Source organism: Chitinophagaceae bacterium, assembly GCA_016713085.1.
Taxonomy (GTDB): domain Bacteria; phylum Bacteroidota; class Bacteroidia; order Chitinophagales; family Chitinophagaceae; genus Lacibacter.
In genome coordinates this window covers 1-26,950 of the sequence record JADJPV010000006.1, presented here as the reverse complement: position 1 = coordinate 26,950, position 26,950 = coordinate 1, and the positions used below count along the sequence as shown (strand labels likewise).

Below are 26,950 nucleotides of genomic sequence, written 5' to 3'. Positions count from 1 at the left end.
ATTTATGATATAGATCATATTTAATGATGACTTTTAGGGCTTTTAAAGTTTACAGGTATTAAATATAATTTATTTTAATGTAACGATTTCTTGCCATGCTATAGATTATTTATTGATTTTAAATTCTTTTAGCATGAAGATTGTCATTGTTGGTAATGGGATGGTGGGTTACAAGTTTTGTGAAAAATTAATTGACAAATCGAACCCCTATCAATTTGAAATTGCCGTTTTTGGTGAAGAGGTTCGCCCCGCTTACGACCGTGTTCACCTCAGCGAATATTTTGCAGGTAAATCTGCTGAAGATTTAACAATGGCGCCCGCCAGCTGGTATGCTGAAAATAATATCACACTTCATTTGGCCGATCCTGTTGCACAAATAGACCGTGCTTCTAAAACGATCCTCTCACACAAAAGGACTTTCAGTTTCATATGATGTTTTAATTCTTGCTACCGGTTCGGCAGCATTTGTCCCTCCAATTCCGGGTACTGAAAAAGACGGTGTATTTATTTACAGAACAATTGAAGATCTGGAGCTGATGACTGCCTATGCAAAGAAAGCAAAAAAAGGTGCAGTGATCGGCGGTGGTTTATTGGGACTGGAGGCAGCAAAAGCAATGATTGATCTGGGAGTTACAGATACAACAGTAATAGAATTTGCTCCACGACTCATGCCAAGACAGATTGATGAAGCTGGCAGTAATTTATTAAAAGGAAAATTAGAAAGCCTCGGATTAAAAGTATTGACCAGCACAAATACTTCTGAAATATTGGGCAATGGTTGTATTAACGGGATGAAGTTTTCAGATGATACAATTATCGATGTTGATATGCTCGTCATCAGTGCAGGTATTAAACCAAGAGATGAACTGGCGAAGTTATCAGGAATTGAAGTTGGGCCAAGAGGCGGGATACTTGTGAATGAAAGATTGCAGACATCTGATCCATCGATTTATGCAATAGGAGAATGTGCCTTATATAATAATATGATTTATGGACTTGTAGCCCCTGGTTATGAAATGGCTCAGGTAGTAGTAGATAATTTGTTTGAAGCCGACAAAGAGTTCAGGGGATATGACATGAGTACAAAGCTCAAACTCATTGGTGTAGATGTAGCTTCATTTGGTGATCCGTTTATCAGTGGGAATGGAATAAAAACAATTGCAATTAATGATAATCATAAAGGTGTTTACAAACGCATCAATATCAGTGAAGATGGAAAAACATTATTAGGGGGTATTATGGTTGGAGATGCAGAACAATACAATATGTTGCTGCAAACGTGCAAGAACAAAGTTGTGTTGCCACCCAATCCTGAAGATGTGATATTGGGTTCAAGAGGTGGTGAAGAGTCAGCTGGTGCTGGGATTATTGGATTGCCCGATGATGCTGTGATTTGCAGCTGTGAAGCAATTACCAAGGGTGCTATTTGCGGCGCTGTTGAATTGGGTTATGAAACAGTAGATGCTATTAAAAAGTGTACAAAAGCCGGAACAGGTTGCGGCGGTTGTGTACCAATGGTGAAAGATTTGATGGTTCACACCATGAAAACACAGGGAAAAGTTGTAAGGAATGTTTTATGCGAACATTTTGATTACAGCAGACAGGAGTTATTTGATTTGGTGAAAATAAACAAACTCACAACCTATGAAGAAGTGCTGAATATGTTTGGAAAAGGTGATGGTTGTGAATTGTGCAAGCCACCTGTTGCATCTATTCTTGCCAGCTTGTGGAATGAAGTGATTCTGAAAAAAGGAAATGATACTGCACAAGATAGTAATGATCGTTTCCTGGCCAATATACAAAAGGGAGGAACCTATTCTGTTGTGCCACGTATTCCAGGTGGAGAAATTACTCCTGATAAATTAATCGTCATTGGGCAGGTGGCAAAAAAATATAATCTCTATACAAAAATTACAGGAGGTCAGCGTATTGATTTGTTTGGCGCTCACCTCAGCGATCTGCCAAATATCTGGGAAGAATTAATAGAAGCAGGTTTTGAAAGTGGTCATGCATATGGTAAAAGTTTACGTACAGTAAAAGTTGTGTGGGCAGTACCTGGTGCAGGTTTGGTTTACATGACAGTGTAAGCTTTGCAATAAAAGTTGAGGAGCGTTACCGTGGTCTGCGTTCACCACACAAATTAAAAGGTGGTGTAAGCGGATGTATTCGTGAATGTGCTGAAGCACAGAGCAAAGATTTCGGCATCATTGCTACAGAGAAAGGCTGGAATCTTTATGTATGCGGAAATGGTGGAAGTAAGCCGCAGCATGCTTTGTTATTAGCAACTGATATTGACGAAGAAACCTGTATTAAATATTTAGACCGTTTCTTAATGTTTTATGTAAAAACTGCTGATCCGCTTACACGTACTGCTACATGGCTGAATAAAATGGAAGGAGGAATTGATTATTTAAGATCAGTTGTTGTGAATGATGCATTGGGTATGAATGCACAATGGGAAGCTGATATGATCAACCATGTAAATACGTATGAGTGTGAGTGGAAGGCTGCTATTGAAACGCCGGAGTTAAGAAAACGTTTCAGTCATTTTGTGAATGCACCCGAAGAAAAAGATCCATCTGTGAAGTTTGATGAAATGAGAGAACAGAAGAAAGCAAAAGAGTGGAAGTAATACCGGGTTGCTTGCTTTCTTTGATTCAATGATTTGCCATACTGTAGATAATGATCCTTTCCCTTAAAAACATTCTTACACGATTGTTTGCCAGTTTTTAAAAAAGCCAAAGCCATTTTAGTTAACGATTGCCTGCCCGGATAGCCGGCCGGACGGGCCTGCTTTAGTATAAGCAACAGATAAACTTTTATCAAAAATGATGACAGAAGAAAAAGTATTGACCTGGTTCTATGCATGTTCAGCAAAAGATGTTCCTCAAAACGGGGGAGTATGTGTAAAGTATAAAAACGAACAAATCGCTTTGTTTCATTTTACCCGCCGTGATGAATGGTATGCCACTCAAAATGAATGTCCGCATCGTATGCAAATGGCATTGAGCCGTGGTATGATCGGTACACAGGGTGAAGAACCAAAAGTGGCCTGCCCCTTTCATAAGAGAACTTTTTCTTTAAGAACCGGTGAGTGTTTAAATGGAGAAGAATGTACCATCAAAACATTTCCTGTAAAAGTGGAGGGAGATAAAGTGTTTATCGGAATTGCTGATTAATAAAACAAAAGTTAGTAATAAAAAACCCCGACTCGAAATGGAAGCTCGGACGGGGAGTAGAATTTAAATTGACAACAATCTAAAAACCAGAACAAAACTATGATTAAAAATCTGAAAAAGAAAGCTTTACGGGTAAGTATGCTGTTATGTTTTTTGAATGCGTTCAGTTCAAATGCACAGTTTACATTAACGGGCCAGTTAAGAACACGAACAGAAGTACGTAACGGGCTTGGCAATCTTGTACTGAAAGGTTCAAAACCTGCTGTGTTTACTTCGCAGCGTACAAGATTAATTTTTGGTTACAAATGGGACAGGTTAACATTTGGTGCATCTGTTCAGGATGTTAGAGTATGGGGGCAGGATGCATCAACCATTTCTAATGCAGATGGCAACCGATTAATGCTGCATGAAGGCTGGGCTGATTTAACACTGTTCAACAAAGCAGATACAACGATCAAAACAAAAGGAATTGATCTGATGAGTTTAAAGATCGGGCGGCAGGAATTAATTTATGATGATGTAAGGTTAATTGGAAATCTTGATTGGCTGCAGCAGGGGCGTCGTCACGATATGGCCTTATTAAAAACAGTTCATAAAGGTTGCCAGATAGATTTAGGCTATGCATTTAATCAAAACTCAGATGCCTTTGGCATAACAAATACATCTTATGTTCCGGCCAATATTCCGGCTTATGTAAAAAATTCATTGGGTGTTCTGGTTCCCACACCAGCCGGTATTTTACCAATGGCAGCGGCAGGTAGTGCCGGTAATAACAGCGCTAAAACAGGAGCACCTGTATGGGTTAACCCACCAACTACGAATGGTGGTAACCAAGATTATAAATCATTTGCCAGCTTGTACATCAGTAAAAAAATAAAACAAACGAAGTTCTCCGCTTTATTTTTCAACGACATGTTTGGTAAATATAAATTAGATTCTGTAGGAAGCGCTTCTGCCGGTTATGTATATGGAAGAAGATTTGTTTCAGCCGGTGCTTCTGATATGTTTGATTATACCGGAACATTTAACCGCTATACATATGGTTTAATGATCAACCATACAATTGGCAACGCATCTGGTTTTGGAAAAATTGCCATACAGGCTGCTTACTATGCACAAAGTGGTAAAAATCGTGATGGAGTTAAAATGAAAAATGCTTATCACTACACAGTTTCTGCAACGTATCAGAAAGGGAAAATAAGTTTCACTCCCGGTTTTGATGTGCTGAGTGGAAATGATGCCTCTACATCGAATGATGAAAAGTTTGATCCATTGTATGGCACCCCGCACCGTCATTGGGGCTTTATGGACTATTTCTATGTAGGTACAGGTTCGCCTGCAGGTGGATTAAAAAACCCTTATCTGAAATTTAAGTACGCTGGAAATGTATTCACAGCAGGAGTTGATTTTCATCTTTTCTCTATTGACAAAGACATGAAAAAAGCAGACGCAACATTGATTGATAAAAACCTGGGCAATGAAATTGATTTACTGATCAACTATAACATGAACAAGTTTACCAATATAGAATTGGGTTACTCAGTTATGAATACCACAAAGAGCATGGCTTTTGCCAAAGGACAGGCAACTACAGATGCAGCAGCTGATACGTATAGAAAAACAGGGAATTGGTTTTATGCAATGATCCGGTTTACCCCTGATTTTTTATATACGAAGCCAGTGGCAATTAAACAATAATAGGTAATAGCGAAAATTTAACCCAGTTATTAAAACTTACAACAATGAAATCAATCATAACAAAAGCAATACTTTTTTTAACACTTACCTGTTTACTCACCGGTGTTACTTCTTTTAAAATACATACAGCATCCCGGAAAATTAAACTGGGGTTTATTTCTCTTACCGATTGTGCTCCGCTCGTAGTAGCCAAAGAGTTAGGGCTCTTCGCAAAATACGGTGTAGATGTTGAGCTCGAGAAAGAAGCATCATGGGCAGTTGTAAGAGACAAAATATTAAACGGAGAAATTGACGGTGCACATTGTTTATTCTCCATGCCTCTGTCTGTTTATACCGGTTTTGGTGGTAAGGCAGGCAGTGAAATGAAAATTGCAATGACTATAAGCAACAATGGTCAGGGTATTACTCTATCCAAAGATTTTTGCGGCCTGGTTGGATTTAAAGAAGTGAATAAAGCAGCAGGGGCTGTAAAGAATGTACAGGGTCGTAAGGAAGTAACATTTGCTATGACCTTCCCGGGCGGCACACATGATATATGGTTACGCAACTGGCTGGCAGCTGCCGGAATCAACCAGAAATCTGTAAGTATCATTACCATTCCGCCCCCGCAAATGGTGGCAAATATGCGGGTAGATAATATGGAAGGGTTCAGTGTTGGTGAGCCATGGAATGGTGTAGCTGCTGCGCAGAATATTGGCTTTACACATATCGCATCGCAGGACATCTGGAAAAATCATCCCGAGAAAGCATTGGTGGTTAATTCAGCTTTTGCAGCCAATAACAGAGGTGATTTGAAAAAAGTAATGAAAGCAATTATTGAAGCCTGTAAATGGCTCGATGTAATGGGCAACCGTTCGAAAGCTGCGTCATGGCTAACTAAACCTAATTATGTAAATGCTCCTATGCAGGTTATTGAAGCAAGATTAAAAGGTTCTAATGATCTGGGTTGTGAATTAGGCGTACAGAAATATAAAGATGATTATATGATGTTTTACAATAACGGTATTGTGAACATGCCTAAAAAATCTTACGCTATCTGGTTCCTTGCTCAGTATGTACGTTTTGGTTATTTAAAATCAGATCCTGATTACAAAGGCATTGCTGAAAAATTAATACTGGACGATTTGTATGCAGAAGTGGCAAAGGAAATGAGTGTTCCTGTGCAACCTGATATGCAGACGTTTAAAACAACTTACGATGTACCGTTTGATCCGAACAATCCTTCGGCATACCTCAAGACAACAAAAAGATAACATTGTATCGCTAACAAAAATAAATCATTCAGTATGAAAAAAATATTCACAATAAAAACATTGTTATCAGTTGTATACTTTGCTGCGGGGCTGTTGTTAGTGGGCGCAATTTGGGAGGTGATTTCCTTTTACACGAAGAATGAAATTCCCAATCCACGGATGACCTGGATCACTTTTAAGGAAGTGATGCAAAATCCGATGCAGAATGAACCGGATGTGAAAGGGATTGGCACCAAACTGCTGAGTTCACTTGCAAGGGTGGGTATTGGTTTCGGATTGGGAAGTATAATAGCAATACCATTGGGTTTATTAATGGGTTCCAGCAAAACAATGATGGCTATTGTAAATCCTATTGTTCAGATACTTCGCCCTGTTTCACCATTAGCATGGTTTCCATTGGGGCTGGCGATTTTTAAAGACTCTCCAGCTGCAAGCATTTTCATGATTTTTATCTGTTCACTCTGGCCAACAGTTATCAATACAGCATTTGGTGTTTCAGCAATACCGCAGGATCATAAGAATGTTGGAAGAGCTTTTGGTTTTTCAAAGTGGAAGTACCTCACGAAAATAATGTTACCGTTCACTTTACCGCATATACTTACGGGGTTGCGTTTGGCAATTGGTGTGGCATGGATGGTCATTGTTGCGGGTGAAATGTTATCGGGTGGTATAGGTCTTGGATATTTTGTTTGGGAGGAAGGATTTAATGGGGGAAGTGTTGCAAAGATTATTGTAGCCATCATTATTATCGGAATTGTAGGATTAATACTGGACAAATTATTTATGGCATTGCAAAAGAAATTCAGCTATGCTGTATAGGCAATCATTTATAACAATTAAACTGATTATATGAGTACTTCATCAATGGCAGCAGAATCAACAATGGAAGTGAGCAATGTTACTTCAGAAAATTTATTGAAGCCTGTTTATAATGCAGGAAAAAGCATTGAGATCGAAAACGTAACTGTAAGTTTCAAAACACCGAAAGGTATTTACACAGCCGTAAAGGATATTTCGTTAAGTGTAAAGAAAGGGGAAATCATTTGCCTGATCGGTCATTCAGGTTGCGGCAAATCAACCTTAATGGGTACCATCAGCGGAATGGTAAAACCTTCGAGTGGTGTTGTAAGGGCAAACGGTAACGAAGTTGAAAAACCCGGACCTGACAGAGGGATTGTTTTTCAGAATTATTCCCTGCTTCCCTGGTTAACGGTGTATCAGAATATTTATGAAGCAGTAGACTCTGCAATAAAACATAAAACAGCTGCACAGAAGAAGGAACTGGTGATCAATAACCTGAAAATGGTAAAACTGTATGATCATAAAGACAAACTGCCCGGTCAGCTGTCTGGCGGTATGAAGCAGCGTGTGGCTATTGCAAGAGCGTTTGCTATCAATCCTTCTATTTTATTGCTTGATGAACCGTTTGGCGCATTAGATGCTTTGACAAAAAGCAGTATGCATGTAGAGTTATTAAAACTCTGGAACCTCGATAACCGGGAAAAAACCATTGTAATGGTAACACATGATATTGAAGAAGCAATATTTCTGAGTGATCGTGTTGTGGTGATGAATAACGGACCCGAAGCAACCATTAAAGAAATTGTTGATGTGCCATTACCAAGGCCACGCAATAAAAAAGATATCGTGCATGATGAAGTTTATATGACCATTCATGATAAACTGATGAACCTCCTGATTGACAAATTTTCAATTGATGACATCCTTTAAATTAACAAATCTTAAATCAGTTCAATGCAACAGACAACAGCAGCACAACCATTAGGCAGGTTAAATATTTTTTCACTGAAAGGAGTTCAGATGAAAACATTTCATATTACCTGGCTCACTTTCTTCTTTTGTTTTTTCGCCTGGTTTGGCATGGCACCGTTAATGAAGATTGCCAGGGAGCAGTTGCATTTAACAAAAGATCAGATCGGAAATATTCAGATCGCTTCAGTGTCTGCTACAATTGTTGCCCGTTTAATTATCGGAAGGCTGATTGATAAATATGGCCCACGTATTATTTACACATGGCTGCTGGTACTGTGTGCTGTTCCTGTATTGTTGATCGGAACCAGTCATTCTTACACTTCGTTTTTATTATTCCGTTTGGCAATTGGTGTTATTGGTGCATCCTTCGTTATTACACAGTTTCATACATCAGTAATGTTTGCACCGAATATAAAAGGTACTGCTAATGCTACAGCCGGCGGTTTTGGCAATGCAGGTGGTGGTGCAGCTAACTTCTTTATGCCGCTGATTGCATCAGCTTTTACTGCGTTGGGTTTTTGCAGCAGAGAAGACAGCTGGCGGTATGCAATGATTTTTCCCGGCGTGATGCTGCTTGTATGTGCTTTCCTGTATTATAAGTTTACCAAAGACACACCTGCCGGGGATTACAAAGAAATTGGTTATAAGGTTGATGATAAAAAAAATACATTCCTGATTGCAGTAAAAGATTACCGCACATGGATACTGACGATTGCTTATGCTGCCTGCTTTGGCGTAGAAATTACAGTTGACAATTTTGCACCAATATTTTTTACTGATTCCTTTGGTGCTTCAATAGCAGTTGCAGGTATGGCTGCGGGTATCTTTGGATGGATTAATATTTTTGCAAGACCAATGGGTGGTATTGTAGCCGACAGAATTGGAAAAGTGTGGGGCTTCGACGGTAAATCATTTTTATTAGCCACTTTATTATTACTGGAAGGGATTGGTATTATCTGGTTTGCCAAATCAGGTAATCTGGGCATGGCAATTTTTCTGATGTTTTTCTTTGGTCTCAGTTTGAAAATGGCGAATGGAGCCACATACAGTCTTGTGCCATTCATTAGCCCTGTTGCTGTGGGAAGTGTTGCAGGGATTGTTGGCGCCGGTGGTAACATTGGGGCCATGCTCATTGCTTTTATGTTTAAAGCAAAAGCAGTGAATGTAACAAAGGAAGTAATTGAAAACGGAATAGCCACAACGAAAACCGTGATTGATTATACAGCAGCATTTGCATTGCTGGGATATATCATTCTAGGAATTGGTGTTGCTGTTTTTATTTTCAGAACAATAACTGCAAAAAAAGGCACCAGTATTAAAGATCTGGTTGTTGTTCCGGTTGAAGTAAAAGCATAACTAAATTAAATAAAAACGAAAAACCAGTATTGAATAAGCCGGGTAAAATAAACGGACAGTCATCAGTCAACCATAATCATGGTTTTAAAACAACCTGCTGTTATTGTGGTGTTGGCTGTGGTATTGTTGTAAACAAAGATGAACAGGGCCGCATTTCTGTAGAAGGGGATAAGGATCATCCTGTAAATAAAGGAATGCTTTGTTCTAAAGGCATGAATCTTCATTATACAGTAAACGATCAAACAGACCGTTTACTGTATCCCGAAATGCGTTACAGCCGCAGTCAGCCACGGCAAAGAGTTTCATGGGATACTGCTTTGGAACGTACAGCTGCAGTCTTTAAAACATTTATTGAAAAGTATGGCCCCGACTCTGTTGCTTTTTATGCTTCGGGCCAGTGCTTAACGGAAGAGTATTATGTAGTGAATAAACTAATCAAAGGGTTTATCGGCAGTAATAATATTGATACGAATTCAAGATTGTGCATGAGCTCGGCAGTGGTTGGCTATAAAATGAGTTTGGGCGAAGACAGTGTGCCGGTTAGTTACGATGATCTTGAACTGGCCGATTGCATTTTTGTTGCCGGTGCTAATCCTGCATGGTGCCACCCAATTTTGTGGAGAAGAGTGGAAGCGGCAAGAGAAAAAAATCCTGATCTGAAAATTATTGTCAGCGATCCACGCAAAACACAAAGCTGCTCCATGGCGAATGTGCATTTGCAGTTAAATCCGGGAACGGATGTTACACTTCATCATGCCATTGGCAGATGCCTGATTGAGGAAGGGCAGATTGATTTTGATTTTATCAGTGATCATACAAATGGGTTTGAACAATACAGGAAAACAGTTTTCGAACGTACAATAGAAGATGCAGCTGCAATTTGCGGAGTGAGTGAAGATGAGATCCGTTTGGCGGCATTATTCATCGGTAATGCAAAAGGGTTTATTACCATGTGGACGATGGGATTGAATCAAAGTGTGATTGGTGTAAATAAAAATCTTTCGCTCATTAATTTGAATTTAATTACCGGGCATATTGGTAAACCCGGTTCAGGACCTTTTTCATTAACAGGTCAGCCAAATGCAATGGGAGGAAGAGAAGTAGGCGGCCTGTCAAATCTTTTACCGGCACATAGAGATCTGTTAAACGAAACAGACAGAAATGAAGTGGAAAAATTCTGGCAGATTCCATTGGGAAAGATTCAATCAAAGCCCGGATTAACAGCAACAGAAATGTTTGATGAGTTGAATGATGGCAAACTGAAAGCTATCTGGATTTTGTGTACAAATCCATTGATCAGTTTACCCGACGTACGCAAAGCAGAAGAGGGATTGAAGAAAGCAAAGTTTGTAGTTGTACAGGATGTAACAAGTAAACTGGAAACCCTGCCTTATGCTGATGTGGTGTTACCTGCAGCTGCATGGTCGGAGAAGGAAGGTACCATGACTAATGCGGGCCGTTACATTTCTCATCTTTCCAAAATTAATGAAGCACCGGGTGAAGCATTAGCTGATGCAGAAATCATTTGCCGTTTTGCAAAAAGATGGGCTATCATGGGTTCAATTTCAAAAATGCTGCAGCAATTTATGCTGAGCATGCAGCATTAACAAAAGGAACAACCATTGATATCAGTGATCTTAACTATGAAATACTGAAAGAAAAAAGATCTGTACAGTGGCCTTATAAAAATCAATATGGGAAAAATGCAAAGTCAAATCATGGTACTCCAAGATTGTTTGCTGACAAAAAATTCCACACTCCATCACAAAAAGCGAATATTCATTCTTTTGATGATAATAATCAAAGTGAAGCTGTTACCAAAACACATCCCCTGATACTTACAACAGGGCGTATCCGTGATCAATGGCATACACGCAGTAAAACAGGCAAGGTTAACAAACTCAATCAGCATATCAGTGAATCATTTCTTGAAATACATCCTGCAGATGCATTTATCCGTCGCATCAAAGAAGGCGATGTTGTGGAAGTGTTTAATGTAAGAGGAAACGTAAGAGTTAAAGCAAAACTTACGGAAGATATTAAACAGGGAGTTGTGTTCATGCCCATGCACTGGGGTAAAATTTTAAACAGTGATCTCAACCGTGCAAATAATCTTACCAACAACCTTGTTGATCCTAAAAGCAAAGAGCCCGATTTTAAGTTTAGTGCAGTAGAGGTTGCGCTTTACAAAAAGGCCAGGCAGAAAATTATTGTTGTTGGCGCCGGAGCCGGGGCATGTGGTTTTGTAAAAAGTTACCGTGCGTTAAATACGGATGATGAGATTGAGATTTTCAGCAAAGAAAATTTTCCTTTTTATAACAGGGTGTTATTACCTGATTATATCAGTGGTGCGTTGCCCTGGCATAACCTGGTTAAAATGACGGATGATGAAGAGACCGACTTTCGTATAAAATTACACAGAGTGTAAGTATTGAACATATTGACAGGGATAATAAAACAGTAACAGACAGTAATGGAATTTCACATCAGTATGATGTGTTATTGATGGCAACCGGAAGCCGGGCTTTCATGTTGAAAGATGTTCCTCCAATAAAAGGAATCTTTACAATGCGCAGCCGCACTGATGCAGATAATTTTAAACATCATGTTGATCCTGTCAACGGAAAAGTAGTAATTGTGGGTGGTGGCTTACTGGGAATTGAACTGGCCGCTTCATTACGTGAAGTGAATGTGGAGGTAACGATCATTCAGCGTATTTCCCGTTTAATGGACAGGCAACTGGATCCATTGGGCAGTCAGCTGCTGCACGAAGAATTAGTGAATAAGGGCATTGATATATTTTACAACGATGAAATTGACCGCTTTCTCGGTGAAAAAGAAATTACCGGTGTACGCTTAAAGAGTGGTTTAATGATTAATTGCCAGGCAGTGGTTATTGCTATTGGCACGGTGCCAAATATTGAAATAGCAAAAACGGCTGGTGTAGAATGTAAACGTGGTGTGGTGGTTGATGAATATCTGCGTACCAGTGATGAAAATATTTTTGCCATTGGTGAAATTGCTGAGTTCAAAGGTTTTTTATATGGCATTACTGCAGCTGCTGAACAGCAGGCAGAAATTGTTGCAAAATATTTATGCGGTGATATTTCGAAATATTATAACGGGTCGCTGTTGATGAATATTTTAAAAATGCACGGCACTGAACTGTGTTCACTTGGCTTGGCAGAAGTTCCGGGTAATGATCCTTCCTATGAAGAAATCATTTTTATTGATAAAGCAAAACGCTATTATAAGAAATGCATCGTTCATAATGATAAGCTGGTTGGAGCTATTTTAATTGGGGATAAGAGTGAGTTTCTTGAATTCCGGAACCTCATTGAAAATAAAATGGAGCTGAGTGAAAAGAGGTTGCAATTATTACGTAGCGGTAAATCAGCAGAGCCCGTTATTGGAAAATTAATTTGCAGTTGTAATAATGTAGGAGAGGGAAACCTTACCAATAAAATTAAAGAAGGCTGCAAAGACCATTTACAGTTATGCCAGTTAACAGGAGCAGGAATGGGTTGTGGCAGTTGCAGACCTGAAGTTAAAACGATTCTTGAAAACTGGTTATCAAAAAATACAACAGAAAAAGTACTGGTAGAAAAATGAAAAGCAGTTCAACGATAATGATCAATTTTCGTGGTGGAATTATATCGCCCGGTGATCTGTACAATATATTGGTTGCATCAACCAGGGCAGGAATCCGCTATGTGAGTTTTGGTTTGCGTCAGCAATTGATCATTACTGTAAGTGATGAAAGCAGGTCTGTTCTGTTGACTGAACTTGATGCCATTGGTATGAAGTATGAAGCAGGCTATGAGCAATTTCCGAATATTGTAAGTTCTTATCCAGCTGAAGAAATCTTTATCAACAATACCTGGCTGAGTGAAGGTGTGTACAAAGATATTTTCGATGGCATGGATTACCAGCCACAGCTTAAGATTAATGTGTCTGACAATAATCAGAGTTTTACACCTATGCTTACCGGTAATATCAACTGGGTCGCATCTAATGATTCGCTGCACTTCTGGCACCTGTTTATCCGCTTTCCAAAAACCAATACCATTTATGAATGGTCGGAAATGGTGTACACCAATGATGTGGCAAATGTTTCAAAAGAAATTGAACAGCTCATACTGGAAAGCCGTCCGATGTTTTATGATAACAAGGATGCAAGGGGCGAAGACCTGGTGAAACTTTTACACAGCGACCGTTACATTACCAAGCCTGCTGATAAAAATCTGCAGCTCCCTTTCTTCAATCTGCCTTATTACGAAGGATTAAACAGGTATAACAACAATAAATACTGGCTGGGTGTGTATCGCAGAGATGAATTGTTTAATGTCGATTACCTGAAAGAGTTAAGTCTGCTTTGCCTTGAAACAAAGATTGGTCAGTTATGCTCTACTCCGTGGAAAAGTATTATTGTAAAAGGAATTGATGAAAACGATAAAGCGAAATGGAGCAGTTTGCTGGAAAAGTATCAGCTGAATATGAGGCATGCGGCCAATGAATTAAATTTCCAGGTAGAAGATAATTGCAGGGAAGGGTTGCAGTTGAAGAATTATCTTGTTAAACAGTTTAACAATGAAGATACCCGAACCTTTGGTATCTGTATAGGAATCAAAACAAGAGTAAAGAGTGAAGTGTTCAGCAGTATATTGGTGAAACGAAAACCGTTATTGAAAATATTCGGCTGGGGCTTCTTTCATGTATATGATATTCTTTGTGCAGAAGATTTTAATCCCAACGAACGCACAGGTTCTGTTTTCAGCAGAAATAATCCAAAGTTTTTATTGGCGGAACAATTGCACCGTTCTATTCTTGCTTTTCAGCAGAACCGTGCAGGCAAAACGAAAGCTGCTCAAAAAGTTATTCCGGTAAAAAAGAAACAGAAAAGAATGCTGTTGCCGTTTATGTACATCAGTGCAGGCACTGCCTCACAGTTTATGATGAAACAATTGGTGAGCCAGAAAATAATATTCCTGCAGGAGTAAATTTTGAATTGTTGCCAGATGATTATTCCTGTTCTTTGTGTGAAGCGGAAAAAGAAGCCTTTGTAAAAATTGAAAAATCAACATTGGGTTTACAACCCGTTTAATTCGGCGTGCGCATTAAAATTGCGGAATTGTTTTTTCTGTTCCTCTTTTAATGGAACAGTAAACACAGAAAGATGATCGAGCATAAACTTCATGCTGTGTTTTGTTAAATGGCCGCTTTGTAACATTTCGAAAATAGTTGATAATCCTCTTGCCGTATAAACAGCACATAAAGGTTCCGGTTCATGATCATTCATAAATACAAATGCATCATGATCCGGATTTTGTTCGTAATGTGTATAAAGTTCTTTGAGTAAAGCTGGTTCTATCAGCGGCATATCGCAGGCAAATACAAATAAATCTTCACCGGGATATTGGAGGTGACTGCTTAATACACCGAGCAAAGGTCCATGCAGTTGAAGTGAAGCAGCATCAACAACTAAATCACCGGCAGTAAATACTTCTGCATAATCATTGTGCTGTTGCCTGTTAACAGATAGTTTTACAGGAATATTTAATGTGCTGAGTTTATCAACAGCCGTTTGTGCCCATGTTTTTGCTTCCAGTTTCAACAGGCCTTTGTCGCTGCCCATCCGGGAGCTTTGTCCGCCACATAAAATAATTCCTGTCATTGCAGTTAAAGGGAACTTTGATGATGAGGTTTGGTATCAGCATGACCTAAACTTTTCCCCGGGCTTACATGATCTCTTACGAGTTGTTTCAGTTCTTTTATTTCGGGAAAACCACCATAGGTTTTCCGGTTAAAGATTTCCTTGCCATCAATAGAAATATGAAAGTCGCCGCTTACCTCGCTTGGTTGAAGTGTTACTCCTTTCAGTTCATTTTCAAATGTGGTAAGTAATTCCTGCGCCATATATGCCGATCTTAAAAGCCAGTGGCATTTGGGACAGTATTCAATGGTAATAACGGGTTTCATTTTTTCTAATTGATTGTTAAGGATAAAAGGCACTATAAAATTACTGTTATTTTATCCGGGTAAAAATTATTCTTTGTGCAAAAGTGAAATGGGGCAGCATTTGCAAATACAGTAATTTCATGGATGCTTACAGTCACTCATTTATATGTTTACCCCATTAAGTCCTTAGGCGGAATTGAGCTTACAAATGCCCGGTTAACAGACAGGGGTTTTGAGCACGACCGCCGCTGGATGCTGGTGGATGAAGAAAACCGGTTTATGACACAACGGGTATATCCTCAAATGGCGTTGTTGCGTACAGCCATTCATGCAAATGAATTAACCGTTTATGAAAAGGGCAATGAAACAGATAAGATCAGTCTTAACTTGTACCCAGCCGGAAATGAAATGATAAAAGTGCAGGTATGGGATGATGTATGTGATGCAATGCAAATGAGTGATAAGGCAAATCAATGGTTTTCTCAAAAGTTGAATCATGTTTGCAAACTGGTGTATATGCCCGATGCCACCAAACGAAAAGTGAATGCTGAGTATGCATTGAATGATGATATTAACGGTTTCTCTGATGCGTTTCCTGTGCTAATGATAGGTCAGGCATCGCTGGATGATTTGAACAGCAGGTTGGAAAAGCCAGTACCAATGAACCGCTTTCGTCCCAATATTGTTTTCACAGGTGGAGAGGCGTTTGAAGAAGATACCATGAAACATTTTCAGATCAGTGGAACTGATTTTTATGCTGTGAAACCCTGTGCAAGATGTGTAACCACAACCACCGACCAGGAAACGGGCATTACAGCAAAAGAGCCGCTGAAAACATTATCAACATACAGGGCAGCAAATAACAACGTATATTTCGGACAAAATATTTTATACAAAAAAGAAGGTGTGATTCAGGTGGGAGATGAGTTGAAAGTTGTGCAAACAAAAGCGTCACTGCATTTGAATGCCTGATCATCTCTTATAAAAAGAACAATATGCTGATTGATCAATATAACAGTGTACATAATTATTTACGGATATCGTTAACCGATAACTGTAACCTTCGTTGTTTCTACTGCATGCCTGAAGAGGAGTATGAATTTACGAAACAGGCAAATCTAATGCAGGCAGATGAAATTGAATCGCTGGCAAAAACATTTGTACAACTGGGTGTAAATAAGATCCGTTTAACAGGTGGTGAGCCATTGGTAAGGAAAGATGCGGCAGATATTATTCTTCGGTTATCAAAATTGCCTGTTAAACTCACACTCACAACTAACGGCACAAGACTGCATGAGTTTGTTGATGTGCTGAAAGAAGCAGGTGTGCGTTCACTCAATGTAAGTCTTGATACATTGCAGGCTGCTACTTTTCAGCATCTTACAAGAAGAGATCAGTTTTTCAAAGTGTATGATAATATTCAGCTGCTCATCAACCGCAACTTTCATGTAAAGGTAAATGCTGTGGTGATGAAAGGTTTGAACGATGGTGAGATCAACGATTTTATTGCATGGACAAAAGATACACCTGTGCATGTCCGCTTTATTGAGTTTATGCCTTTCAGCGGTAACCAATGGACAAGCAACCAGGTATTCACCTGGCAAGAGATATTGCAAGTTGTAGAGCAGCAATATTCTTTTCTCCCGTTAAAGAATGAAGAGCATGATACAGCGAAGGGGTATATCGTTCCCGGTCATGCCGGAACATTTTCTGTTATCAGTACCATGAGTGCGCCTTTTTGCAGCAGTTGCAACCGCATGCGCTTAACAGCAGATGGTAAAATGAAAAACTGCTTGTTTGCTGAAAAGGAAATGGATCTGCTAACTGCTTTACGAAGCGGGCAAGATGTAACACAACTCATCGAGCAAAATATTGCAGCAAAAGCAAAAGAGCTTGGCGGACAATTCACTGCCGACTTTGAACACATCAATGCAGAAAGCATTCATAACAGAAGTATGATTGGAATTGGGGGATAGAAGAAAGTACGCCAGGTCAGACGCCCTCGTCGGAAGGACAAAAAAACAATAACTTAATTCAACATTCTGTATTCATTCGGCGATTGTCCAACCCGTTGCTTAAAGAGGCGTGTAAAATGTTGGGGATATTTAAAGCCTAACTCGTAAGCTATTTCACTTACCGATTTGCTTTTGGTCAAATATTTTTTCTTTTGCCACATCAATCACTTTTGACTGGATATATTCCTGCGCTGTTTTGCCTGTTTCTTTTTAATGAGGTCGCCAAAATAATTGGCGGATAAATTTAATTCACCTGCACAATATGCTACCGAAGGCAAACCGATTGTTTGTGGTTTTTCTGACCGGTAAAAATCGTTCAGCAAATTTTCAAAGCGTTCTAAAATTCCTTTGTGCACATTATCACGGGTAATAAACTGGCGGTCATAAAAACGAACGCAGTAATTCAGGAATAATTCAATATTTGAGACGATCAGTTTCTTGCTGTGCTTGTCAACAGACTGTTGTAATTCAAATTCAATTTTGAAAAGCAGTCCATAATGATTTGTCTTTCACGTTCTGATAAATGAAGTGCTTCATTCGACTGATAGCCGAAGAAACTAAAATCCTGAATATGCTTTCCAAGTGAAGTGCCATGAATTAAATCAGGATGAAACACTAAGGCATGTCCCTTTGGTTGATAAACTTTTCCATCAGTTTCAAATTCCAACACTTGGCCAGGCGAAACAAAAACCAAAGTGCCTTCCTGGTAATCGTAGTAATTGCAACCGTATTTTAAGTCACCGCATTTTATTTCTTTCAAAAAATACAGTAAAGACCATAGTTCCCACGACCGGGGTTTTGCTTTTGAAAAATCAATTACACTTACCAAAGGATGCAATGTTTCCTGGTTGTTCAGTGCATTGTAGCTGCTTACGGTATCAAACCTGTACGTCTGTTGCATAGCTGCATTTTTTGTGTGATACAAATTTAAGCATTCCATAAGACGGTCGGTGGAGGAGGTTGCAATATCAGTGAAATTGGTAGTTAAATCCGTAATCTGTATACCAAACAGGCAAAAAAATGCGAAGACCTTTGCGATACAATAACAAAAAATGGAAAAAATAAAATTGAACAATGGAGTAGAGATGCCGGTTTTGGGATTTGGCGTTTTCCAGGTAACAGATTTAGCAGAATGTGAAAGAAGTGTAGTTGATGCAATTGAAACAGGATACCGGTTGATTGATACGGCTGCTTCTTATGGAAATGAAGAGGCGGTAGGCAAAGCGATAAAACGAAGTGCTGTGGCAAGAGAAGATTTGTTTATTACAACCAAAGTGTGGATACAATCAAACGGTTATGAAGAGGCACAAAAAGTCGTTTTGGAGAATTCTTTAAAACAATTACAAACTGACTATCTCGATTTATTCCTATGCATCAACCATTTGGTGATGTGTATGGTACATGGCGGGCTATGCAGGATCTGTACAGAGAAGGAAAGGTTCGGGCAATTGGTGTAAGCAATTTTCATCCTGACAGATTGATTGACTTAATTGTTCACAATGAAATTGTGCCCGCTGTTAACAGATTGAAACACATCCGTTCAACCAGCAAATTGAAACACAAAAATTCTTAGAGGAAAATAAAGTTCAGATAGAATCATGGGGACCATTTGCAGAAGGGAAAAACAATATCTTCTCTGATGAGTTACTCGTTTCAATCGCTGATCAATACAACAAATCGGTTGCACAGGTTATTCTGCGCTGGCTTGTACAAAGAGGTGTTGTTGCCATTCCAAAATCAGTTCGTAAAGAAAGAATGGTGGAGAACTTCAATGTTTTTGATTTTGAATTGAGTGCAGATGATATGGAAGCTGTTAAAACACTCGACACTAAAACAAGCAGCTTTTTTGATCATCGTGATCCGGCAATGGTAAAATGGCTGGGAGAAGTAAAAGTTGATATTTAATCAAATTAAAAATTTCGATGTAAACCTGTAAATACAAATTATATGAAAGAAAAAATGCTCGGACTGTTTTTAGTAATAATAAGTGTACAATCGTCCTACGCACAGCAGCCACCAACAGAGACAATCAAAACTGCCAATGTTAATACTTCTGCACAACAGGAAATCATCAACCTCTCCAACAAAAATGGCAATGGATGGCAGATAAAAATGGAGATTCACTGACAATACTTTTCATGAAAAATCCATGTTTGTACACATGGGTGGAAGCTGGGGAAAGCAACAGGAGATCAATGTGATCAAAAGTGGAGGCATATGGTACAAGCAAGCCGAAGTGTACTCAGTTATAGTGAACATGTTCGATAATACAGCCATCCTGTTGAACGATATCGACTTATTCGCGGTGGTGGGGTGGAAACGAAGTTGTCAATCCTTTTATGGTGACTGAGGTATATATCAAGGAGAATGGCAAATGGAAGATGGGGTCACTGACCTTCTCAAAGTTGATGAGGCCGGTTAAAATGAAGTAATAAAATTTTAATTTTTTATAAAGGAATCGGGAATTTTGGATCAATTGAAAATCAAAAAAAATAAGTCATGAACCGTAGAAAGCTTTTTAAAAATGGGCTTGCATTAGCAGGAGGAACTTTATTGGCCTCAACAGCCGGTGCTCAAATAATAAATCAGAAAAATAATCAAACCAGTTTGTCGAACCAAAAAATGGGGAAACGTAAATTGGGTGGTACATTGGAAGTATCCAGCATTGGCCTTGGTGTGCAAAATATGCCACGCACCTATCAAACCACTATACCTTACCGGCCAGAGATGATCAATATTATTCGAAAAGCTTTTTGATAATGGTGTTACGCTGAGGCCGTAGAATCTTTTCGAAATAAAATAGTGATCGAAACAAAATTCTTCGGAAGCCGCCCGGAGAAGTTGAAGGAGAAGGTGGAAGGAATGCTGAAACGCTTACGCACCGATCACGTGATTTGTTGTATCAACACCGGGTAGATCGTGAAGTGCCTATCGAAGATGTTGTTGGTGTTATTAAAGATTTAATTACAGCAGGAAAAGTATTGCATTACGGTCTTTCTGAACCGGGCATACAAACTATCAGGAGGGCACATGCCACTCACCCGGTTACTGCTATTCAAAATGAATATTCATTGCTGTGGCGTGGCCCTGAAAAAGCAGTTATTCCACTTTGTGAGGAGCTTGGCATTGGCTTTGTGCCGTGGAGCCCCTTGGGTGTTGGCTTTCTACAGGAGCTATTGACGCAAATACAAGGTTTGCCGCTGGTGATATTCGTGGCGGCGAACAATCTGGCCCTTGTAGAATTGATTAAAAAGTGGGCTGTGCAAAAATCGGCTACACCTGCACAAATTTCTCTTGCATGGCTACTTGCACAAAAGCCGTGGATAGTACCTATTCCGGGTACAACACAGATGGCACACATGCTGGAAAATAACGGCGCCGATCAGGTGCGGTTGAGTGTTGACGAATGGACAAGTTTCAATACCGACTTAGCTAAGATTGAAATTAAGGACTACGCCTGCCGCAGGGCGTACTCAATATGTCTGATGTGGAGGCCTCCAAAAAATAAAGCTATGATCAGATCGAATAAAAAAGGCAGCTGTTCTTATCCGTTATGGCAACCCCTGTTATTGACGTCCTGTGCAACAAACAGGAAAAGAGTTGACAGTAAATACATCAGCATACGGGAGCAGGGAAGCTTTGCAGTTGGCGGCACAGTAATAACTAACAACGGCGTATTTAATCCAAACAAGCCAACACCAGATGGACAAACTTATCATGGAGACCATGCTTATGTTTTTTACCAGGTTCCGGTTAAGGCTCGAAAGTATCCATTAGTAATGTGGCATGGCATTGGTCAATTTTCTAAAACATGGGAAACAACTCCCGATGGAAGAGAAGGTTATCAAAATATTTTTCTTCGTCGTGGCTTTCCTGTTTACATACTTGATCAACCAAGAAGGGGAAATGCAGGCCGTAGTATTACAGGTGGTAGTATTGCCGCAACGCCTGATGAACAACAATGGTTCAGTACTTTTCGTATCGGCATTTGGCCAACCTATTTTGAAGGCGTGCAATTTGCCCATGACAGCAATACGCTTAATCAATATTTCCGGGCTATGACTCCAAACATTGGTCCAATTGATATCAACGTTACAACAGATGCAGCATCCGCACTTTTTAATAAGATTGGTGCAGCTATTTTGGTAACTCACTCACATGCTGGCGGCATGGGTTGGATTACTGCGGTAAAAAATCAAAATGTAAAAGCGATTGTTTCATACGAACCGGGCAGTGGTTTTTTATTTCCTGAAGCTGAAGTTCCTGCACCAATAGAATTTACAGGTGGCACACTAACCGCTTCTGCAATTCCTTTGTCAGACTTTTTAAAACTCACCAAAATTCCAATCATCATTTATTATGGTGATAACATTCCCACAACACAATCATCTAATCCAGGTGTTGATGGCTGGCGGGCAAGGCTTGCAATGGCGAAGCAGTGGCGGGATGTTGTTAACAAACATGGGGAGATGTAACGGTGGTTCATTTGCCCGAAGTGGGAATTAAAGGAACACACATTTTCCCTTTTCTGATTTAAACAATATTGAAATAGCTGACCTCATGTCAAAATGGATAAAAGAAAAAAACCTTGATTAAATCGTCAGCAAAAAAAATCAATAACACAAAAATTGACAATGAAACAATATTTTAAATACCAACTTTTTTTTATTCTCTTTATGTCAGCAATTTTATTCGCAACAGCTCAAACAAAATTACCAACTTTTCGGTTTGGTTTACAAAGGCGCAATTACAGAAAATATTTCGGCAAAGTGAATATCCATCCTGTCAGTTATAAACTAAACGGTATTGATATTGCCGCCAATGTGTTACTCCTGCCAATTTCGATTCATCAAAAAAATATCCGGCAGTAGTGATAGCACATCCTAACGGTGGTATAAAAGAACAAACAGCAGGACTATATGCACAGCGTTTGGCAGAGGCAGGTTATATCACTATTACTGCTGACGCAATGTACCAGGGAGCAAGTGGCGGCGAGCCACGGCATACAGATAAACCAGCTTACAGAATTGAAGATATCCGTGGCATGGCAGATTTTATTTCCAGTTATGCCGGCGTTGACGCTAACCGCTTAGGCGTTTTAGGTATTTGTGGTGGCGGTGGTTATACTTTTTAAAAGCGGCACAGGGCGATAAAAGGTTTAAGGCAGTGGCAACATTAAGTATGTTTAACTCTGGAGAGGTAAGACGCAATGGTTTTCAAAATTCACAATTGCATACCATACAGCAACGATTACAAAAAGCTTCTGATGCCCGTGCACAGGAAGCTGCAGGTGGTAAAATAATTTATGCAGGCGTAGCAAGTATAACAGATGAAGAAATTGCTAAAACCTCTACTGATCTTTATCGTGAAGGATACGAATATTATTACAGAACGCATGCTCATGTAAACTCTACCTTTTTATATACGATGAGTAGTCTGCTGGACCTGATGACATGGGATGCTGCCACAAATATGGATTTAATTAACCAGCCACTATTGATGATGGCCGGCAGTAAGGCCGATACAAAGTACATGACTGATGAAGCATTCAGCAAAGCAACCAATGCAAAGAATAAAGAATTATTTGTAATTGATGGCGCTACTCATATTCAAACCTATTGGAAACCGGAGTATGTAGACCAGGCAGTAAATAAACTGGTATCTTTTTGGTAAACATTTGTAAGCACTTATAAATATTCTAAAATGGTAAAGAATAAAATACTCTTCTGTTTATTTGTATTAATAAATCAGGTAGTGTTTGCTCAAACAAAAACGGATACTGCTATGTCACTGAGTAAAAAAGAACGCAGCATTGTCTCTATTTCAGCATACACAGCTAAGGGGAATATGCCCAAACTTCACAACGCATTGAATGATGGATTGGATGCTGGCTTAACTGTAAATGAAGTAAAAGAAGTGTTGGTACAGTTGTATGCTTATGCAGGTTTTCCCCGCAGCTTAAATGCACTCCACACTTTAATGGATGTGCTGAAAGAACGAAAACAAAAGGGAATCAACGATGTGCAGGGCAAAGAACCAAAGCCATTGCCGACTGATAAAAGCAAACTGCAATTCGGTACAGAAATGCAAACCAAACTTGTGGGGCAACCTGTAAGAGGTGAAGTGTATGCATTTGCACCAGCCATTGATCAGTTTTTAAAAGAGCATTTGTTTGGCGATATTTTCGGACGGGATAATATTGACTGGAAAACAAGAGAGATTGCTACCATTTCTGCATTGGCTGGTTTAGGTGGCGTCGAAAATCAGTTGCGTTCACATTTCAATGTAGGTATCTACAATGGATTAACAGAAGCACAACTTGTTGAACTGGTAACGATCATTCAAACAAAAGTTTCCACAAAAGATGGCATTGCTGCAAATGATGTGTTACAGACTGTGTTGAAAAAAAGTCCTGCTGTAACAGTTAATCATCAAACAAATAAGGAAAATAAACCTGAACTCATTTTCCCAACAGGCAATAAAATCACGAATAATAACTTCACCGGGACGGCTTACCTACAGCCGCTTGTTGGTAGCGACAGCCTTAATCAAACCTCAGTAGGTAATGTAACTTTTGAACCGGGAGCAAGAACAAACTGGCACTATCATCCAGGCGGACAAATTTTATTGGTGATCGATGGTGTGGGCTATTACCAGGAAAAAGGAAGTCCAAAGAGAATCCTGCGTAAAGGAGATACTGTAAAGTGCCCGCCTAATGTTACTCATTGGCATGGAGCAAGTGTTGATTCAGGATTTGTACAAGTTGCTATCACCAACACGCAAAAAAATGCCGTCGTTTGGTTGCAGCCCGTAACAGAAGAAGAGTACAAGAGTAATAACCGGTAAAATTCTTTTATTCAGTTCCCGTTGGTCTTCACAAATCAGGCATTCATATAATTGTGGTTGATTTATGTTTTTATGTTTTGGAGAATAGCTAACTTACCTAAAAGTATTCCTCCGTGGCAGCAATTAATTTAAACGTAAATGGTAAAACGCTATCGGTTGATGTAGATCCTGCAACGCCTCTTTTATGGGTGCTGAGAGATCATTTAAATCTTGTTGGTACAAAATTTGGCTGCGGCATGGCGCAATGCGGTGCATGTACCGTTCACTTAAACGGTGTAGCTATCCGTTCCTGCTCATTACCTGTTTCTTCTGTAAAAAATAATGCCATTGTTACCATTGAAGGATTAAGCGAAAAGGGTGATCATCCTTTGCAACAGGCATGGGAAGAACTCGATGTTTCGCAATGTGGTTATTGCCAGGCGGGCCAGATCATGAGTGCAGCTGCATTATTAAAACGAAACCCCAAGCCAACTGATCAGGATATTGATAATGCGATGTCGGGAAATATCTGCAGATGCGGAACACATGTCCGCATTCGTAAAGCAATTCATTTAGCAGCCAAACAACAAAGCACAAAATAATTATGGCTACAACACATTCAAGAAGAAACTTCCTGAAAGTATCTGCTTTATCAGGTGGTGGTATGCTGATTGGTTTCAGTTTATTCAACCTGCCTGCAGAAGCAAGCGCATTGGAAGAAATGGTTTTTGCACCGAATGCTTATATTAAAATTGCTGCTGACGGTACGATTGTGTTACTGGCACCGAACCCGGAAATTGGTCAGGGTGTAAAAACATCGTTACCAATGATCATTGCAGAAGAACTGGGTGTTGATTGGAAAAAGATCAAGGTTGAATTAGCACCATTACACAGTAAAATGGGCAGACAAACTGCTGGTGGCAGCGGATCGGTAAGAGGACGATTTACTGAATTACGGACAGTTGGAGCAACAGCCCGTGAAATGTTAACGACTGCTGCAGCACAGCAATGGAATGTTCCTGTAACTGAATGCGGAGTTGAAAATGGAGAAGTAATACATACTGCAAGTGGGAAAAAATTGAGTTATGCATCGTTGGCATCCGCTGCAGCGAAATTGGAAGTGCCAACTAAACCAACCTTAAAAGATCCGAAAGAATTTAAACTCATCGGCACACGTGTTATTGATGTAGATGCACATAAAATTGTAACCGGTCAGCCATTATTTGGAATTGATACAAGAAGAGAAGGAATGCTGTTCGCCATGGTAAGCCGTGCTCCTGCCTATGGAAAAACATTGGGCGAAGTAAACGATGCCGCTGCGTTGAAAATTGAAGGGGTAAAAAAAGTAGTGAAGATCAAGAATGCAGTTGCGGTTCTTGCAACATCAACATGGGCTGCAAAAAAAGGCAGAGATGCATTGGTGATTCAATGGAATGCAGGAGAAAAATTAGAAAACAGTGCAGAACATTTTGTAACGTTTAAAGCCTTGCTTGAAAAACCTGCACCAACAGCACCTGCCAGGAATGATGGAGATGTTGATGCAGCGAAAACAAGGTGCTGCAAAATTCTTGATGTAACATATGAAATACCTGCACTGTCGCTCGGACAGATGGAGCCGCTGAATTTTTATGCGAATGTGAAAGATGGGAAAGTAGAATTGTTTGGTCCAACACAAGTGCCCGGTTCAGTAAGAAGCGAAGTATCAAAACAATTAGGAATAGCGGAAGAAAATATAACCATTTCATCGCCCCGACAAGGTGGTGGTTTTGGCAGAAAGTTAATGACTGATAATGCTGTGGAAGCTGCGTTGATCTCGGCTGCAGCACAAAGCCCGGTGCAGGTACAATGGACACGGGAAGATGACATGCAAAATGATTTCTATCGTCCGGCAGAAATGTGGAGATACCGTGCGGCACTCTCAGTCGACAATTTATTATCATGGCATCAATCAGGTGTTGGTATTGGTCGTGGTGTGAGGGGTGATAGTTATGTTGCAGGAGCTGTTGCAAAACTACCGTGCAGAGGGGCAAGGCTTCACAAAGCAATACACCAACAGGCTGGTGGAGAGCACCCGGTGCAAACACATTAGCATTTGTTGCCGAAAGTTTTATGGACGAAGTATGCACCGCATTGAAAAAGATCCGGTTGCATTTCGTTTGGAATTGTTGAAAAAAGCAAAGAACAAACTGTTTGAAAAATTAATTACGATCCGGAGAAATATAAAAGTGTGATTGAACTTGTAGTAGAAGATGAGCAAGGGATACAAAAAACGCCTGGCGTATTCAGAGTTTTTCAACCTGGTTTTCCTTTGGTTCTTTGTGGCGCAGGTAGTTGATGTGCAAATGGTAAATGGACAACCGAAGGTTAAGAAAGTGTTTTGTGCGGTAAACTGTGGTCGTGTAATTAATTTGAGCGGTGCAGAACCAGGTGCAGGGTTCAATTGTTGATGGCATCAGCCATGCAATGTTTCCGAAAATTACATTTGTGAATGGTGCTGTGGCCGAAACAAATTTTTCATCTTTATAAGTTTCTACGCATGAAAGATGCACCATCAGAAATTGATGTACAATTTGGAATCAGATGAAGCCCCAACCGGTTTAGGTGAGCCTGCTTACCGCCTGTTGCAGCAGCGCTTGCAATGCAATCTTTGCAGCAACCGGAAAACGATTACGCAAGTTACCATTCGCCGAACAGTTGGCTTAAAATCGATTTCGTTTTTTGCGGGATCGTATCCGGTTCTGTATTGTAATTACTCATCACCTCCCAATCAGTAATATGGTAGGTAAATCCGTAATCTGTATAACCCATCAAACAGAAAAAGTAAAGAATTTAGCATAAACAAGTAAAACATTCCAGCCATTGTTTTATGATCGGCTTCTGAAATGTTTTAGTA

General features: G+C 39.7%; 16 protein-coding genes and 8 pseudogenes. 21 read left to right on the top strand and 3 right to left on the bottom strand.

What is annotated here, in order from left to right; genetic code table 11:
• Positions 1 to 133: 133 nt before the first annotated feature.
• The 9 genes and pseudogenes from nirB to IPK31_20905 all read left to right on the top strand — a co-directional run bounded on the left by nirB (position 134) and on the right by IPK31_20905 (position 14,363).
• Positions 134 to 2,632: pseudogene (nirB, locus tag IPK31_20945) on the top strand (nitrite reductase large subunit).
• Between the two features lie 199 nt (positions 2,633 to 2,831).
• Positions 2,832 to 3,179 (top strand): nitrite reductase small subunit NirD, encoded by a 348-nt coding sequence (gene nirD, locus IPK31_20940; protein ID MBK8090171.1) that lies wholly within the window; start codon positions 2,832 to 2,834, stop codon positions 3,177 to 3,179.
• Between the two features lie 99 nt (positions 3,180 to 3,278).
• A complete protein-coding gene (locus IPK31_20935) occupies positions 3,279 to 4,877 on the top strand; it encodes an alginate export family protein (GenBank protein MBK8090170.1) in 1,599 nt (532 codons plus the stop codon).
• A gap of 44 nt (positions 4,878 to 4,921) precedes the next feature.
• Positions 4,922 to 6,130 carry an ABC transporter substrate-binding protein gene (locus IPK31_20930; protein MBK8090169.1) on the top strand — a complete coding sequence of 403 codons (1,209 nt, stop codon included), beginning with the start codon at positions 4,922 to 4,924 and terminating at the stop codon, positions 6,128 to 6,130.
• Between the two features lie 33 nt (positions 6,131 to 6,163).
• Positions 6,164 to 6,949 (top strand): nitrate ABC transporter permease, encoded by a 786-nt coding sequence (ntrB, locus tag IPK31_20925; protein ID MBK8090168.1) that lies wholly within the window; start codon positions 6,164 to 6,166, stop codon positions 6,947 to 6,949.
• 63 nt (positions 6,950 to 7,012) lie between these two features.
• Positions 7,013 to 7,861: an ABC transporter ATP-binding protein gene (locus IPK31_20920; GenBank protein MBK8090167.1), complete on the top strand. Its 849-nt coding sequence runs from the start codon at positions 7,013 to 7,015 to the stop codon at positions 7,859 to 7,861.
• A gap of 24 nt (positions 7,862 to 7,885) precedes the next feature.
• Positions 7,886 to 9,259 (top strand): MFS transporter, encoded by a 1,374-nt coding sequence (locus tag IPK31_20915; GenBank protein ID MBK8090166.1) that lies wholly within the window; start codon positions 7,886 to 7,888, stop codon positions 9,257 to 9,259.
• Positions 9,260 to 9,306: 47 nt separating this feature from the next.
• Positions 9,307 to 12,871: pseudogene (locus IPK31_20910) on the top strand (molybdopterin-dependent oxidoreductase).
• Positions 12,872 to 14,069: 1,198 nt separating this feature from the next.
• Entirely contained in the window at positions 14,070 to 14,363 is a 294-nt protein-coding gene (locus IPK31_20905) for a rubredoxin (protein MBK8090165.1), read from the top strand.
• Here the strand turns inward: IPK31_20905 and IPK31_20900 are convergent.
• Complete coding sequence (locus IPK31_20900; GenBank protein ID MBK8090164.1) at positions 14,349 to 14,933, bottom strand: molybdenum cofactor guanylyltransferase; 585 nt, start codon at positions 14,931 to 14,933, stop codon at positions 14,349 to 14,351. The two genes, IPK31_20905 and IPK31_20900, sit on opposite strands and share 15 nt — an antisense overlap.
• A 5-nt stretch (positions 14,934 to 14,938) precedes the next feature.
• Positions 14,939 to 15,238 carry a SelT/SelW/SelH family protein gene (locus tag IPK31_20895; protein MBK8090163.1) on the bottom strand — a complete coding sequence of 100 codons (300 nt, stop codon included), beginning with the start codon at positions 15,236 to 15,238 and terminating at the stop codon, positions 14,939 to 14,941.
• A 123-nt stretch (positions 15,239 to 15,361) separates the two neighbouring features.
• Here IPK31_20895 and IPK31_20890 point away from each other — a divergent pair, with 123 nt between their 5' ends.
• Positions 15,362 to 16,189, top strand: coding sequence for an MOSC domain-containing protein (locus IPK31_20890; GenBank protein MBK8090162.1), 828 nt, complete (start codon positions 15,362 to 15,364; stop codon positions 16,187 to 16,189).
• Positions 16,190 to 16,212: 23 nt separating this feature from the next.
• On the top strand, positions 16,213 to 17,193 hold the full coding sequence (gene moaA / locus IPK31_20885) for a GTP 3',8-cyclase MoaA (protein MBK8090161.1): 981 nt from the start codon (positions 16,213 to 16,215) through the stop codon (positions 17,191 to 17,193).
• Between the two features lie 53 nt (positions 17,194 to 17,246).
• Here the strand turns inward: moaA and IPK31_20880 are convergent.
• Positions 17,247 to 18,133, bottom strand: a pseudogene (locus IPK31_20880) (AraC family transcriptional regulator).
• Between the two features lie 151 nt (positions 18,134 to 18,284).
• On the opposite strand from IPK31_20880, the pseudogene IPK31_20875 reads away from it, so the two are divergent.
• The 10 genes and pseudogenes from IPK31_20875 (at position 18,285) to IPK31_20830 (ending at position 26,504) form a co-directional block, all read left to right on the top strand.
• Positions 18,285 to 19,137: pseudogene (locus IPK31_20875) on the top strand (aldo/keto reductase).
• 123 nt (positions 19,138 to 19,260) lie between these two features.
• Positions 19,261 to 19,664: pseudogene (locus tag IPK31_20870) on the top strand (nuclear transport factor 2 family protein).
• 67 nt (positions 19,665 to 19,731) lie between these two features.
• A complete protein-coding gene (locus tag IPK31_20865; GenBank protein MBK8090160.1) occupies positions 19,732 to 19,989 on the top strand; it encodes a hypothetical protein in 258 nt (85 codons plus the stop codon).
• Positions 19,990 to 20,048: 59 nt separating this feature from the next.
• A pseudogene (locus IPK31_20860) lies at positions 20,049 to 20,648 on the top strand (aldo/keto reductase).
• Between the two features lie 147 nt (positions 20,649 to 20,795).
• Positions 20,796 to 21,828 (top strand): annotated as a pseudogene (locus IPK31_20855) (alpha/beta fold hydrolase).
• A 48-nt stretch (positions 21,829 to 21,876) separates the two neighbouring features.
• Positions 21,877 to 22,905, top strand: a pseudogene (locus IPK31_20850) (alpha/beta hydrolase).
• A 30-nt stretch (positions 22,906 to 22,935) separates the two neighbouring features.
• A complete protein-coding gene (locus IPK31_20845) occupies positions 22,936 to 24,078 on the top strand; it encodes a carboxymuconolactone decarboxylase family protein (GenBank protein MBK8090159.1) in 1,143 nt (380 codons plus the stop codon).
• A gap of 113 nt (positions 24,079 to 24,191) precedes the next feature.
• A complete protein-coding gene (locus IPK31_20840; protein ID MBK8090158.1) occupies positions 24,192 to 24,659 on the top strand; it encodes a (2Fe-2S)-binding protein in 468 nt (155 codons plus the stop codon).
• 2 nt (positions 24,660 to 24,661) lie between these two features.
• A complete protein-coding gene (locus tag IPK31_20835) occupies positions 24,662 to 26,146 on the top strand; it encodes a xanthine dehydrogenase family protein molybdopterin-binding subunit (GenBank protein ID MBK8090157.1) in 1,485 nt (494 codons plus the stop codon).
• A gap of 160 nt (positions 26,147 to 26,306) precedes the next feature.
• The gene (locus IPK31_20830; protein MBK8090156.1) at positions 26,307 to 26,504 is read left to right on the top strand and encodes a hypothetical protein; all 198 of its coding nucleotides are present in this window, start codon (positions 26,307 to 26,309) and stop codon (positions 26,502 to 26,504) included.
• The last annotated feature ends 446 nt before the right edge of the window (positions 26,505 to 26,950 follow it).

Bases quoted from the DNA above. Each gene is read 5' to 3' on its own strand.
- IPK31_20935 (MBK8090170.1), top strand. From the start codon at position 3,279: ATGATTAAAAATCTGAAAAAGAAAGCTTTACGGGTAAGTATGCTGTTA.
- IPK31_20920 (MBK8090167.1), top strand. From the start codon at position 7,013: ATGGAAGTGAGCAATGTTACTTCAGAAAATTTATTGAAGCCTGTTTAT.
- IPK31_20830 (MBK8090156.1), top strand. From the start codon at position 26,307: ATGAGCAAGGGATACAAAAAACGCCTGGCGTATTCAGAGTTTTTCAAC.
- IPK31_20900 (MBK8090164.1), bottom strand. From the start codon at position 14,933: ATGACAGGAATTATTTTATGTGGCGGACAAAGCTCCCGGATGGGCAGC.
- IPK31_20865 (MBK8090160.1), top strand. From the start codon at position 19,732: ATGAACCGTAGAAAGCTTTTTAAAAATGGGCTTGCATTAGCAGGAGGA.
- IPK31_20845 (MBK8090159.1), top strand. From the start codon at position 22,936: ATGGTAAAGAATAAAATACTCTTCTGTTTATTTGTATTAATAAATCAG.
- nirD (MBK8090171.1), top strand. From the start codon at position 2,832: ATGACAGAAGAAAAAGTATTGACCTGGTTCTATGCATGTTCAGCAAAA.
- IPK31_20930 (MBK8090169.1), top strand. From the start codon at position 4,922: ATGAAATCAATCATAACAAAAGCAATACTTTTTTTAACACTTACCTGT.
- IPK31_20890 (MBK8090162.1), top strand. From the start codon at position 15,362: ATGCTTACAGTCACTCATTTATATGTTTACCCCATTAAGTCCTTAGGC.
- IPK31_20835 (MBK8090157.1), top strand. From the start codon at position 24,662: ATGGCTACAACACATTCAAGAAGAAACTTCCTGAAAGTATCTGCTTTA.
- IPK31_20895 (MBK8090163.1), bottom strand. From the start codon at position 15,238: ATGAAACCCGTTATTACCATTGAATACTGTCCCAAATGCCACTGGCTT.
- IPK31_20915 (MBK8090166.1), top strand. From the start codon at position 7,886: ATGCAACAGACAACAGCAGCACAACCATTAGGCAGGTTAAATATTTTT.
- ntrB (MBK8090168.1), top strand. From the start codon at position 6,164: ATGAAAAAAATATTCACAATAAAAACATTGTTATCAGTTGTATACTTT.
- moaA (MBK8090161.1), top strand. From the start codon at position 16,213: ATGCTGATTGATCAATATAACAGTGTACATAATTATTTACGGATATCG.